The organism is Streptomyces sp. NPDC057002 (assembly GCF_042673825.1).
Lineage (GTDB): Bacteria > Actinomycetota > Actinomycetes > Streptomycetales > Streptomycetaceae > Streptomyces.
In genome coordinates this window covers 809,019-821,543 of sequence record NZ_JBHURZ010000004.1, presented here as the reverse complement: position 1 = coordinate 821,543, position 12,525 = coordinate 809,019, and the positions used below count along the sequence as shown (strand labels likewise).

General features: G+C 70.3%; 15 protein-coding genes and 1 tRNA gene. 12 read left to right on the top strand and 4 right to left on the bottom strand.

Annotated features, from left to right (window positions below; all coding sequences use genetic code 11):
• The first annotated feature begins 261 nt into the window (after window positions 1-261).
• From ACFT32_RS23760 to ACFT32_RS23730, 7 genes are all read left to right on the top strand, one after another.
• On the top strand, window positions 262-801 hold the full coding sequence (locus ACFT32_RS23760; protein ID WP_382492526.1) for a hypothetical protein: 540 nt from the start codon (window positions 262-264) through the stop codon (window positions 799-801).
• A 56-nt stretch (window positions 802-857) separates the two neighbouring features.
• Entirely contained in the window at window positions 858-1,289 is a 432-nt protein-coding gene (tadA, locus tag ACFT32_RS23755) for a tRNA adenosine(34) deaminase TadA (RefSeq protein WP_382492523.1), read from the top strand.
• 45 nt (window positions 1,290-1,334) lie between these two features.
• A tRNA-Ser gene (locus ACFT32_RS23750) sits at window positions 1,335-1,419 on the top strand.
• A 116-nt stretch (window positions 1,420-1,535) separates the two neighbouring features.
• Complete coding sequence (locus tag ACFT32_RS23745) at window positions 1,536-1,712, top strand: hypothetical protein (RefSeq protein WP_193482975.1); 177 nt, start codon at window positions 1,536-1,538, stop codon at window positions 1,710-1,712.
• Window positions 1,712-2,005, top strand: a complete 294-nt coding sequence (locus ACFT32_RS23740; RefSeq protein ID WP_382492520.1) for a Dabb family protein — start codon at window positions 1,712-1,714, stop codon at window positions 2,003-2,005. Before ACFT32_RS23745 ends, ACFT32_RS23740 begins: the two co-directional genes overlap by 1 nt.
• A 155-nt stretch (window positions 2,006-2,160) precedes the next feature.
• Window positions 2,161-3,081 (top strand): RNA polymerase sigma factor SigF, encoded by a 921-nt coding sequence (locus ACFT32_RS23735; protein ID WP_382492517.1) that lies wholly within the window; start codon window positions 2,161-2,163, stop codon window positions 3,079-3,081.
• 267 nt (window positions 3,082-3,348) lie between these two features.
• Complete coding sequence (locus tag ACFT32_RS23730) at window positions 3,349-4,254, top strand: RNA polymerase sigma factor SigF (protein WP_382492514.1); 906 nt, start codon at window positions 3,349-3,351, stop codon at window positions 4,252-4,254.
• A 456-nt stretch (window positions 4,255-4,710) separates the two neighbouring features.
• On the opposite strand, the gene ACFT32_RS23725 is transcribed toward ACFT32_RS23730, so the two are convergent.
• On the bottom strand, window positions 4,711-4,911 hold the full coding sequence (locus ACFT32_RS23725) for a hypothetical protein (protein ID WP_382492511.1): 201 nt from the start codon (window positions 4,909-4,911) through the stop codon (window positions 4,711-4,713).
• Between the two features lie 215 nt (window positions 4,912-5,126).
• On the opposite strand from ACFT32_RS23725, the gene ACFT32_RS23720 reads away from it, so the two are divergent.
• From ACFT32_RS23720 to ACFT32_RS23710, 3 genes are all read left to right on the top strand, one after another.
• Complete coding sequence (locus tag ACFT32_RS23720) at window positions 5,127-5,615, top strand: MarR family winged helix-turn-helix transcriptional regulator (protein WP_184593624.1); 489 nt, start codon at window positions 5,127-5,129, stop codon at window positions 5,613-5,615.
• 13 nt (window positions 5,616-5,628) lie between these two features.
• Window positions 5,629-8,163, top strand: coding sequence for an MFS transporter (locus ACFT32_RS23715; RefSeq protein WP_382492508.1), 2,535 nt, complete (start codon window positions 5,629-5,631; stop codon window positions 8,161-8,163).
• A gap of 89 nt (window positions 8,164-8,252) precedes the next feature.
• Window positions 8,253-9,074, top strand: coding sequence for a YceI family protein (locus ACFT32_RS23710; RefSeq protein ID WP_382492505.1), 822 nt, complete (start codon window positions 8,253-8,255; stop codon window positions 9,072-9,074).
• On the opposite strand, the gene ACFT32_RS23705 is transcribed toward ACFT32_RS23710, so the two are convergent.
• Together ACFT32_RS23705 and ACFT32_RS23700 are read right to left on the bottom strand one after the other, a co-directional pair.
• Window positions 9,057-9,767 (bottom strand): GAF and ANTAR domain-containing protein, encoded by a 711-nt coding sequence (locus tag ACFT32_RS23705; RefSeq protein ID WP_382492502.1) that lies wholly within the window; start codon window positions 9,765-9,767, stop codon window positions 9,057-9,059. The two genes, ACFT32_RS23710 and ACFT32_RS23705, sit on opposite strands and share 18 nt — an antisense overlap.
• Window positions 9,768-9,824: 57 nt before the next feature.
• Window positions 9,825-10,547, bottom strand: a complete 723-nt coding sequence (locus ACFT32_RS23700) for an ANTAR domain-containing protein (protein WP_382492500.1) — start codon at window positions 10,545-10,547, stop codon at window positions 9,825-9,827.
• Window positions 10,548-10,763: 216 nt separating this feature from the next.
• Here ACFT32_RS23700 and ACFT32_RS23695 point away from each other — a divergent pair, with 216 nt between their 5' ends.
• Both ACFT32_RS23695 and ACFT32_RS23690 read left to right on the top strand, forming a co-directional pair.
• Complete coding sequence (locus ACFT32_RS23695) at window positions 10,764-11,117, top strand: STAS domain-containing protein (RefSeq protein ID WP_382492764.1); 354 nt, start codon at window positions 10,764-10,766, stop codon at window positions 11,115-11,117.
• Window positions 11,118-11,127: 10 nt separating this feature from the next.
• On the top strand, window positions 11,128-11,598 hold the full coding sequence (locus ACFT32_RS23690) for a PPOX class F420-dependent oxidoreductase (protein ID WP_382492498.1): 471 nt from the start codon (window positions 11,128-11,130) through the stop codon (window positions 11,596-11,598).
• 153 nt (window positions 11,599-11,751) lie between these two features.
• Here the strand turns inward: ACFT32_RS23690 and ACFT32_RS23685 are convergent, their stop codons facing one another.
• Entirely contained in the window at window positions 11,752-12,516 is a 765-nt protein-coding gene (locus ACFT32_RS23685; RefSeq protein ID WP_382492495.1) for a TetR/AcrR family transcriptional regulator, read from the bottom strand.
• Window positions 12,517-12,525 lie beyond the last annotated feature (9 nt).

The following is a 12,525-nucleotide window of genomic DNA, read 5'->3' as shown; positions in this document are numbered from 1 at the left end:
AACCGTCGGAGAAGATCACGAACCGCGCGGGCGTTGTCGCGGTGACCGTGGGTGGAGTGGGGGAAAGCCGCGTACGATCCGCAGGTGGCGGCAACGGGCGTGCGATCAAAACTGCCGGACACAGGGTGCCGAAGACGTCCCCTGAACGCCTTGTTTCTGCCACGATTCCGAGTGGGCGGGGCTCGGACGAGCACTCCCCGCCCTCAACCTCCGCCGGGGGGACCCCCAACCGGCACGCCTCTGACCAGTGGGAGAGTCACGGTGTACTTCGCCGCACTGCTCGCGCGCACCGAAGACGGGTGGAAAGCGAGCGACACAGAGCTCGACGATGTGGAAACCCTGTCGGATCTTGCCGACCTGGCCCGTGAATCCTCCCCCGACGAGGACACGGTGCTCGTGCTCATCGAGCAGGAGGACGCCTGGTTCGGCGTCGTCCGCGTGGACGGCGAGGACGACCCCCGCATCTACGTCTCGGACGCCGCCGCCGCTGCCCGCAGCAGCTACGGCGAGATCCTGCTCACCGACGAGCTGCTCGGCCGGGATCCCGACGACGGGGACGACCTGGACGCCCTCGACCTCGACGGCACCGAGGACGGTGAGCCCGACGAGGACGACGAGTCCGACGACGGTGACGGGTCCACCGGATCGGCGGACGCCGTCCCGCACGGCCCGGTCGGCGACGTCCAGATCCTCGACGACCTGGGCGTCAGCGAGAAGGAACTGCGCCTGATGTCCACCGAGGCCGTCACGGAGATCGCCGAGTCCCTGGGCGCCTCGGAGACGCTGGAGGCCGTCCGCTGACCGGTCCCGTCGGCCCGGGACCGCCGGATCCGGTACGTGACCCCTGGCGGCCCGCGATGCGACTCGCCCTGGACCAGGCCGCCGAGGCCGTCCGGGGCGGGGACGTCCCCGTCGGCGCCGTCGTACTGGCCCCGGACGGCACGACCGTGCTCGCGGCCGGGCACAACGAACGCGAGGCCGGCGGCGACCCGACGGCCCACGCGGAGATCCTCGCCATCCGCCGGGCCGCCGCCGAACTCGGCCGGTGGCGGCTCGCCGGCTGCACCCTCGTGGTGACGCTGGAGCCCTGCACGATGTGCGCGGGCGCCATCCAGCAGTCCCGCGTCGACCGTCTCGTCTACGGCGCCCGCGACGAGAAGGCCGGCGCGGCCGGCTCCCTCTGGGACCTGGTCCGCGACCGGCGGCTCAACCACCGGCCCGAAGTGATCGAGGGCGTGCTCGCCGGGGAGTGCTCACGGCTGCTCACGGAGTTCTTCCGGGCCCGCTGAATACTGATTTCAAAGCACGCCGCACCTTGCTGTAAGGTCTCCCTCGGTAGCGTGTCCGAGCGGCCGAAGGAGCTCGCCTCGAAAGCGAGTGTGGCGCAAGTCACCGAGGGTTCAAATCCCTCCGCTACCGCTTGAGAAGGGCCCCGTCGTCAGACGGGGCCCTTCGTGCGATCCGCCCCTTCGAGTGTTCGCCCCTTCGTGCGATCATGTGCGCTGCATGGGACACCAGGGACAGGGGAGGCCGCGATGGCGGTGAACGCGAAGAAGGTCGCCGTCTACGTCGTCGTGGTCTTCGCGCTGTACGTGATCGTCACGGACCCGGCCAAGGCCGCCGACTACGTCCAGATAGGCTTCCAGGGCATATCGGACGCCGCGAGGGCCCTCGGCGACTTCGCCACCTGGGTCGCCAACGGAGGAAAGTGATGATCCGCCACCTGGTCCTCTTCAAGCTCCACGAGGGCGTCGAGCGCGACGACCCGCGCGTCGTGAAGGGCGTCGAGGCCTTCCGCGCGCTCGACGGCGCTGTCCCCGGGATCCGCTTCTGGGAGCTCGGCTGGAACGTCAGCGACCGCCCCATCGCCCATGACTTCGCCATCAACTCGGCCTTCGACGACGCGGACGCGCTGCGCCGGTACGTGGAGCATCCCGACCACCAGGCGGGTGTCGCGCTGTGGCGCGAGTTCGCCACGTGGGTGATCGCCGACTACGAGTTCTGAGGCCCTCGGCCCCCAGGCATTTCGAGCCCCTCGTCGCTGCGACGGGGGGCTCTTCCGTGTCGCGTGCCGATGGATGCTGCTTTTCATCCCTCAACACGTAGTTATGGGGTGCTTGCACACAGTGGACATGTCTTGTGATGCTATGACCGCTTTTGATGGAAGAGTTGACTGATGGGTTGACGGATGACGAGGTGGAGTTGACCGTGCTGGCCAGTACTGCGCCTCAGGCACCCTCCTCTGCCTCGGAAGCCTCCTCTGAAGCGACCCCCCAAGCGACCCCCCAAGCGACTCCCCAAGCGACTCCCCAGCGGAGCCGTGGCGCCGATACGCGCGCCCTCACGCAGGTCCTCTTCGGTCAGCTCAAGGAGCTCCAGCCGGGCACGCCGGAGCACGACCGGGTGCGCGGGGCGCTCATCGAGGCCAACCTCCCGCTCGTGCGCTACGCGGCCGCCCGTTTCCGCTCCCGCAACGAGCCGATGGAGGACGTCGTCCAGGTCGGCACCATCGGGCTCATCAACGCCATCGACCGCTTCGACCCGGACCGGGGCGTGCAGTTCCCGACGTTCGCGATGCCGACGGTCGTCGGCGAGATCAAGCGGTACTTCCGCGACAACGTCCGTACGGTCCATGTGCCGCGCCGGCTGCACGAGCTGTGGGTGCAGGTCAACAGCGCGACCGAGGACCTGACCACCTCCTTCGGGCGTACGCCGACGACTTCGGAGATCGCCGAGCGGCTGCGCATCACCGAGGACGAGGTGCTGTCCTGCATCGAGGCCGGGCGGTCGTACCACGCGACGTCGCTGGAGGCCGCGCAGGAGGGCGACGGGCTGCCGGGGCTGCTGGACCGGCTCGGCTACGAGGATCCCGCGCTGGACGGCGTGGAACACCGGGATCTCGTACGGCATCTGCTCGTACAACTGCCCGAGAGAGAGCAGCGGATTCTGCTGCTGCGGTACTACAGCAATCTCACGCAGTCTCAGATCAGTGCGGAGCTCGGTGTTTCGCAGATGCATGTCTCGCGGCTACTCGCGCGTAGCTTCCAGCGGTTGCGGTCTGCGAACCGGATCGACGCGTAACCGCAAACAGGAGCGAGAGGTCACCTGGGCGAGGGAATCGCTGATCAGGGCGTTCCCGGCGGTTGCGGGCCGACAGGCCGTCAGACCCCTTGTTTGCAGGGCGGATTCGCGTCTCAGATGTCGACATGTCACTACAGCGTGTTGCCGACATGTGACATTCTGCGGGAAGCGCGTTTGCCGGGGCTTCGGCGCCGGTATTCAGGTGAAGGCTGCGTTCCTCAGACGGGAGCGTTCGCCGCGACCGTCCCGCGACCCAAAGGGGGTGGCATGTCCGCAGAACAGGGCAGCTCGAAGGTGCTCACGCTCGCGGAGAGCGAGACAGCTCCCCATGCTCTCGACTCACTCGGCCCCATCGATGATGCTCCGGCCGTCCTGGCGGCCGAGCCCGCCCCGGTGATTCCGACCGCGGGCGCCATCGACACCCGCACCCTGTCCCGCTCCCTGTTCCTGCGGCTGGCCGCGCTCGACGAGGACAGCCCCGAGCGTGCCTACGTCCGGGACACGCTGATCGAGCTCAACCTTCCGCTCGTGCGGTACGCCGCCGCGCGGTTCCGGTCCCGCAACGAGCCGATGGAGGACATCGTCCAGGTCGGCACGATCGGGCTGATCAAGGCGATCGACCGGTTCGACTGCGAACGCGGGGTGGAGTTCCCGACGTTCGCGATGCCGACGGTCGTGGGCGAGATCAAGCGGTTCTTCCGCGACACGTCGTGGTCGGTGCGGGTGCCGCGGCGACTGCAGGAGCTGCGGCTGGCGCTGACGAAGGCCAGTGACGAGCTCTCGCAGAAGCTGGACCGGTCTCCTACGGTCACCGAGCTCGCGGCCGTGCTGGGCGTGTCCGAGGAGGACGTGGTCGACGGCCTCGCCGTGGGCAACGCGTACACGGCGTCCTCGCTGGACTCGCCGGCCCCCGAGGACGACGGCGGCGAGGGGTCGCTGGCGGACCGGCTGGGGTACGAGGACACCGCGCTGGAGGGCGTGGAGTACCGCGAGTCCCTGAAGCCGCTGCTGGCCAAGCTGCCGCCTCGTGAGCGGCGGATCATCATGCTGCGGTTCTTCGCGAACATGACTCAGTCGCAGATCGGCGAGGAGGTCGGCATCTCGCAGATGCACGTCTCCCGACTGCTGACCCGGACGCTGGCGCAGCTGCGGGAAGGCCTGATCTCGGACTGAGGCGGTGTGGCTCGGGCCGTCGTCGGCATCTGCCCGTCGGGTGGGGGTGCCTGCGGCGGCCTGTGCGGGTGTGGTGGGGGTGCGCGTAGCGCCTGGCGCCGGGTGGTGGGTCGGGGCCGCGCCGGGGGGTGTCCGTCCTCGGAACGTCGCGATGGGGTTGGACGCCGACTGACTGTTCGTTGACGCGACAACCGCTGCGGGCGGACACCCCCCGACACGGCCCCTTCTCGCCGTACGCGGGTGCGGGCGCGTCCCGGCTGAGCTGCCGTCGACTGCCGCCGCGGGCACCCGCGAGCCGCCCTAGCCTCCGTCGGCCGTCACTGCGGGCCCGCCCTAGGTGCTCTAGCTGCGGGCAATCGTGCCGCTAACGGCGGCACGGGTGGGCGCAGCGGCACCCCGTTCCGCCGGGTTGCGGACCCACCCGGCCTCAGCTCCGGACACCGGGTACTCAGTGACCTACGCCAGCGCCAGCCAAGCCACCGCGGCGACGATCGCCACGGCGACGACGACGCCGAGGATGAGACCGATGCGGGGCCCGCCGCCGGCGCCCGCCGCCGCGGCCTGCCGCCCCTGCGGCGCCTCGTCGACGAACGCGCGGAACATCTGGGTGTTGCCGGCAGGGTCGTGATTGCCCTGGGGGGCCTGGTTGTTAGCCATGGCCCGAGACCCTAGCGAAAACGCCGGTGCTCCCCAAGTGGGGGTTGGCCTTCCGTTTGCCCCGGGACGACCGGTACCGCCACCCTCGCCACCAGCACATTTACTGACGCAATACTTGCCTTTGCCAAGTTTTGATGCCGCATTCACCTCCTTTATTTGCCTTCAGCAACCAACAGCTCCTATGGTTGCCCTAAGCAACGAAAGCGGGAGGTGTCATGGCCGAGAGGGCGCAGTACGAAGAGCTGGTCCGCCAGTTCAGTGCCTTCGGCGCCGTGAAGCGGGAGCTCGGCCGGATCATGCCGGCCGAATGTCCCGGCGGGTCGGCGGCCGTGCTGACCCTGCTGGGCCGCCATGGCGACATGCGCATGAGCAAGCTCGCCGAGCTGCTCGCGGTGGACATGTCGGTCACCAGCCGCCATGTCGCGCACGTCGTGGACCGGGGCTGGATCGAACGCTCCCCCGACCCCGCGGACAAGCGCTCACGCATCCTGCGCCTCACACCCGCCGGCGACGCCCAGCTCGACGAGCTGTCCCGGCGGACCACCGAGGTGCTGGAAGAGCGACTGAGCGACTGGTCCGACGAGGACGTCCGCCGGCTCACGCAGCTGATGGCACGGCTGCGGGAGAGCTTCGACTGCCGGCCCGCGCCCCGGGCGGCACCACCCGCTGTCGAACAGACCACCCGTACACCCGCAAGCACGTAAGAAAAGGAAGCCCATGGCAACGACCACACCAGCCGGTGTGCGGGCTCATGCCAAGCACGGGGGAGGCTCGCACAGCTCCTCCGGCGACGGCGCTCCGATGACGCACCGGCAGATCATGGAGGCCCTCACCGGCCTCCTGCTCGGCATGTTCGTCGCGATCCTGTCGTCGACGATCGTCTCCAACGCCCTGCCCCGGATCATCGGCGACCTCGGTGGCGGCCAGAGCGCCTACACCTGGGTCGTGACCGCGTCCCTGCTGACGATGACCGCCTCCACGCCGCTGTGGGGCAAGCTCGCCGACCTGTTCTCCAAGAAGCTGCTGATCCAGCTCGCCCTGGTCATCTTCGTGCTGGGGTCGGCCGCGGCGGGCATGTCGCAGAACCCCGGCATGCTGATCACGTTCCGCGCGGTCCAGGGCATCGGCATGGGCGGTCTGTCCGCGCTGGCCCAGATCATCATGGCGGCGATGATCTCCCCGCGTGAGCGCGGGCGTTACAACGGCTACCTCGGTGCCGTCTTCGCCACCGCCATGGTCGGCGGTCCGCTGGTCGGCGGTGTCATCACCGACACGGACTGGCTCGGCTGGCGCTGGTGCTTCTACGTCGGCGTGCCCTTCGCCGTGATCGCCCTGATCGTGCTCCAGAAGACCCTGCACCTGCCCGTGGTGAAGCGGAAGGTCAAGGTCGACTGGGCCGGCGCCTTCTTCATCAGCGCGGCCGTCTGCCTGCTGCTGGTCTGGGTGACCTTCGCCGGTGACAAGTACGACTGGGTGTCGTGGCAGACCTATGCGATGGTCGGTGGCTCGGTCGTGCTGCTGGCGGTGTTCGTCCTCATCGAGGCGAAGGCGAGCGAGCCGATCATTCCGCTGCGGCTGTTCCGCAACCGCACCATCACGCTGGCCTCCGTCGCCTCCCTGTTCGTCGGTGTCGCGATGTTCTCGGGGACCGTGTTCTTCAGCCAGTACTTCCAGCTGGCGCGGGACAAGTCGCCGACGATGTCCGGGGTCATGACGATCCCGATGATCGCCGGCCTGTTCGTCTCCTCCACCGTCTCCGGCCAGGTCATCACCCGGACCGGGCGCTGGAAGGGGTGGCTGGTCGCCGGTGGTGTGCTGGTGACCGCGGGCCTCGGGCTGCTGAGCACGATCCGGTACGACACCGAGTACTGGCACATCGCGATCTTCATGGCGCTGATGGGTCTCGGCATCGGCATGATGATGCAGAACCTGGTGCTCTGCACGCAGAACCAGGTGGAGCCGGGCGACCTGGGTGCCGCCAGCTCCACGGTGACCTTCTTCCGGTCCCTGGGCGGTGCCGTGGGCGTCTCGGCGCTGGGCGCGGTCCTGGGCAACAAGATCACCGACTATGTGAAGGACGGCCTCGCCGACCTCGGGCCCAAGGGCGCGGCCCTCGGTCACGCCGGCACGGGCGGGGGCGGCATCCCCGACCTCGACGCGATGCCCGCGCCGCTGCGCACCGTCGTGGAGAGCGCCTACGGCCACGGTGTCGCGGACGTGTTCCTCTACTCGGCTCCGTTGGCGCTGCTCGCGCTGCTGGTCTCGCTGTTCATCAAGGAGGTTTCGTTGAAGACGAAGGGCGGGCTGGCGCAGGCCGCCGAGCCGGAGGCCCAGACCCCTGCCGAGCCCGTGGCTCCCGCCGCGGAGAAGGCCGTGCCGAGCTGGGCCGTGGCGGAGAACGAGGCCGTCGACGGCACCGGGCCCGAGGGCACTCAGCGGCTCGCCGCCGTGGCCACGGCGGTCCGGTCGGAGGAGACCTCCGGCGGTGCCCCCGGCGTTCCCGTGAAGGGGTTCGTCCGCGGCGCCGAGTCCGCGCCCGTGCCGCAGGCCGCCGTCACGCTGATCTCGCTGGCCGGGCGTCAGCTGGGCCGGTCCGTGGCGCGGGCCGACGGCTCGTACGCGGTGGACGCCCCGGGCTCCGGGTCGTACGTGCTGATCGCCTCCGCCGACGGCTACCAGCCGCAGGCGTCCACGGTCGTGGTGAACGGCGAGCCGGTCGCCTACGACATCCTGCTCAGCGGCACCAGCGGGCTGACCGGCCTGGTGCGGGCCGCCGAGAACGGGCAGGCCGTCAAGGACGCGATGGTCATCGTGACGGATGTGCGCGGGGATCTGCTGGCCACCGGGACCACCGGTGAGCAGGGCGAGTTCACCTTCGCCGAGCTGGTGCCGGGGGCGGTGACCGTCGCGGTGAACGCCGCCGGGTACCGGCCGCGGGCCCTGCCCGTCGAGGTGGGCGGCACCGGGGTCACCCGGGTCGAGATGGACCTGGACTCGGGCGCTCGCGTCCAGGGTGTCGTGCGGGCTCCGCACGGCCCGCTGGCCGATGCCCGGGTGACGCTGGTCGACCAGGCGGGCAATGTCGTCGGCTCGGCCACGACCGGGACGGACGGGGCGTACGCCTTCACCGACCTGGACGGCGGCGAGTACACCGTCATCGCCACGGGCTACCCGCCGGTGGCCACCGCCCTGACGGTCACGGGTGCCGGCGCCGACGGCCACGACATCGAACTCGCCCACCCCGGCGAGTAGTACAGACCCCGGCCCGTGGCAGTGGGGCGCGCCCTGAGCGGAGGTGCGCCCCCTGTCGCGGGCCGGTTTCTTTCTGAGGAGTAGTTGAGATGGGACTGACCGCGAGGATCCGTACCCGGGACGGTTGGGCCGTGTCGCACGCGGTCGTCACGGTGGCGGACATGAGGGGCGCGCAGGTGCTGCGTGCCGAGGCCGACGCCGAGGGCGCCGTACGGGACACGACGCCGCTGGAGGCGGGGGCGTACACCGTCATCGTCACGGCCGTCGGGTACGCGCCCGCGGCCTCCAGTGTGATCGTCACCGCGAGCGGGCGGGCCGAGGCCGGCACGGTGACGCTGGCGCGGCAGGGCGGCACCGAACTTCCGCCGCCCGGCCCGTGGACCGTCGACCCGGTGCACTCCAGCGTGGCCGCCGTGGCGCAGCACCTGGGCATCTCCAGCGTGCACGGCCGGTTCACGGAGTTCTCCGGGTCGATCGAGATCGCCCCGGACGATGTCACCAAGTCCCGTGTGGAGGCGGTGATCCGGGCCGCGTCCGTCGACACCGGCAACGGCATGCGCGACGGGCACCTGAAGTCGCCGGACTTCCTCGATGTCGAGCGGTTCCCCGAGATCACCTACCGGTCGACCGGGCTGACGGCGGCCGGGTCCGACCGGTGGACGGTCCACGGCGAGCTGGGCATGCACGGTGTCGTACGGCCGGTCGACCTGGACCTCGCCTACCTCGGCACGGGCCCGGACCCGTGGGGCGGCACCCGCGCGGCGTTCCGTGCCACGACCGAACTGCACCGCGAGGACTTCGCGATGAACTACAACCAGGTCCTGCAGGCGGGCATCGCCGCCATCGGTACGACGCTCAAGGTGGAGCTGGACATCCAGGCCGTGCAGGGCGAGTCACTTCCGGCGGTCTGAGGCCGGGCCCGCCGGCCGGGAGACTCTCGCCACCAACTGGTCGCACAGGTCGCGGAGTTTGACGTTCCGGTCCTGTGAGATCCGGCGCAGCCGCTCCAGCGCAATGCGCGCGTCGATCCGTTCCCGGGCCATGAGGATGCCGATCGCCTGGTCGATGACGCTGCGGGAGAGCAGCGCGGTGCGCACATCGGCCGCGGACTGGCGCCCGCGTTCGATCCGCAGCGCCACGTCGATCGCGTCCCCGGCCCGTGCCGCGAACGCACGGGCCGCCTCCCGGCCCGCCGCGAGTGCCCCGGGGCGCTCGCCGTAGAAGTTGAGCGCCGCGCCCGTCTCGTCCTCGACGTCGATGGGCACGGCCAGCACACACCCGACGCCCACGGACAGCGCGTACTGTGTGTACGGCGCCCAGCGGGACTCCGCCGACAGATCCGGGGCGTACTGCTCGGCGCCGGTCTCGGCGGCCTCGACGCAGGGTCCCGAACCGTTCTCGTACTGGCGCAGGTCCAGGCCGCTGGGCAGGCCGTCACTGCCGGCCAGGGTGAGCAGCCGCCCGGCACGGCGCACCGTGATACTGCACGCGGCGGCGCCGGGCACCTCTCGCACCGCACGGTCGGTCAGATCGTGCAGCAGGGTGTCGAGACCACTGCTGCGCACCATCGCCTGGTCCAGCGTGTCGGACGTCTCGGAGCTCATGACCGTACGGGTATCCCGTCGCCGCCCGCGCACGCCCCCCGACCTGACCGGCTCGCCTCAGGTGGTGTTGTGGGTGCCGACGATGCGGCGGGCGAGATCGCGCAGTTTCACGTTCTCCCGCTGGGAGGCCCGCACCAGGCTCTCGAAGGCCGCGGCCGCGTCGATGCCCTGACGCTCCATGAGGATGCCGGTGGCCTGGCCGATCAGGTCCCGGGTGTGCATGGCCTCGGTGAGCTGCTCGCGCTCGGTCGCCGAGTCCAGGGCGATGCTGACGTGCGCGGTGAACAGCCGGCCGATGCGCGTCGCGTCCTCGTCGAAGACTCCCGGCTTGCGCGCGTAGGCCGTGAGCACGGTCAGCCGGCGGCGGTCGGCGCGCAGCCGCAGGGACAGTGCCGAGCGCAGCCCCAGGGCCGACAGCACGTCCCAGCCGTCGTCCGCGTCGCTGTCCCCTATCCGTACCATCGGGCTGTTCCACAACCGCTCCCAGTGCCCGTGCTGTTCGCGGCCGGTGTGCCGGGCCTCGGCGGAGCGCACGACCTCGTCGGTCCAGGCGAGCGTCCGGAGCCGGCTGCCTCGCTCGAGCTCGGAGACGCCGACGTGCTCGGCCCCGGGCATGAGGTGCACGGCCAGCCGGACGGCCGTACGCAGGGTGCTGTGGGGAGTGAGCGTCTCGTGCAGCTGCTGAGACGCCACCGTCAGGGCATCGGCCAGCTCGAAGCCAACCGGAAAACGGGGCAAATCAGGAAAGTCGGACGCAGCCACCACGAACCTCTTCGGCATGCACGGCCATGGCCGTGCGCAGGAGAGCTCCGCAGCACATTCCCGACTGCGAGCACAGGACGGACAGCACTCTAGCTGCTCGGTTGCGTCCAGGTGACGTCCGGCCGACGGCCGCGACAGGCGCTTCCGCAGCCGTACCCCGGCGTGGTGGAATGGGCCCAAGGGTCAGGAAGCGGCCTTACCGGAATCCGGACGAACGTCTGCCAGGTGAGTGCTGTGACTTTCATCCCGAATCCCACCGAACCGCAGGACCTGCCCGGCCGTGTCTGCCTCACGATGCCCGCGGAGATCGACTTCTGCAACGCCGCCGAGCTGCTGCCGCTCATCATGTCCGCGGCCAGGGACCGTGGTGACCGGCTGGAGCTGCTCGTCCTCGACCTCTCCTGCACGTCCTTCATGGACTCCCAGGGCATCCGCCTCATCAACGACATCCGCCACCGGCTGCGCCCCGAGGCCCGGGTGCGCCTGGTGGCCCGGCCCGACGGCGTCACGAGCAGCGTCCTGGAGCTGACCGGACTGCGCCGGGACGTCCCCGTGTACGACAACCTCGCAGAGGCCATGGCGTCGTAGGCTGCCGCCCATGGCACCGAACATCGCGACGAACACCCGTGTCTCCCTCGACGAGTTGCTCGACTTCGTACGACCCCGGCACCACGCGATCCTGCTGACCCGGCGGTCCGACGAAGGCCCCCAGGGATCACCGCTGACCTGCGGCGTCGACGACTCCGGCCGGATCGTGGTCTCCACGTACCCGGAGCGGGCCAAGACCCGTAACGCCAAGCGGGACCCGCGGGTGAGCCTGATCGTCCTGAGCGACGACTGGAACGGCCCGTGGGTACAGATCGACGGCACCGCCGAGGTCGTCGACACCCCCGACTCCATCGAACCGCTCGTGGAGTACTACCGGAACATCGCCGGTGAGCACCCCGACTGGGACGAGTACCGCGCGGCCATGGCCAAGCAGGGCAAGTCGATCATCCGGATCACACCGGAGCGCTGGGGGCCGGTGGCCACCGGCGGGTTCCCGGCGCGGCTGGTGGAAGGGGACTAGGGACTGGCGTTCGGATCACGCCGCAGACGCGGGGTCCGGCACGCGCATCCGCCGCGTTGTCGTCACTCGCCGGCTCCTCCACGCTCGGCTTCGCTCGCGCGAGAGGGACCCCCATCGCGTCGACTCCCTGCGACCTGATCCGAACAACAGGCCCTAGGAGTCCGCTTCGCGGGCGACCATCGCCTCGATGCCCGCGATCAGCAGCTCCAGCGCGTACTCGAAGTCGCGTTCCAGCATCTCGGCGACCGTGTCGCCGCCGCGGGCCGCCATGATCTCCTGCGACTCCCGGATGACGTCGGCGGCCTGCGGGGCGGCGGTCACCGTGCTCAGGGCCTGCTGGAAGTACTCGTCCACGTTCATGCCGCCGGCCGCGGCCCGGGTCGCGAGATGGCCCTCCAGCGTGCCGTAGCCGTAGACGAACTGGAAGACGGCCGAGATCGTGCTCGTCAGGCGTTTCGCGGGCAGCCCGGTCCTGCGGACGACGCGCTGGACCGTCCGCGAGAAGGCCAGGTTGTTGGGGCCGATGTTGAGGAAGACCCCGACCAGCGCGGACACCCAGGGGTGGCGCACCAGCAGCGTCCGGTACTCCCGGGCGAGCGCCCGCACCTGCTCGCGCCAGTCCTCGTCGGCTTCCTCATCGGGCAGCCGCATCTCGCCCATGACCGCGTCCAGGGCGAGTTCGAGGAGGTCGTCCTTGGTGTCGACGTACCAGTAGACGGACATCGCGGTGACGTTCAGCTCGCCGGCCAGCCGCCGCATCGAGAACTTGGCCAGCCCCTCGGCGTCCAGCAGCCGGGCCGTGACCTCGGTGATCCGGTCCCGGTCCAGCCCCGACGGCTGCCCGCCACCCCGCCGCCGGTGCGCCTTGCCGTCCAGCCAGACGCTGCTCCGCCCGGCTTTGTCGGCCGATTTCGCCATGGCGCACCT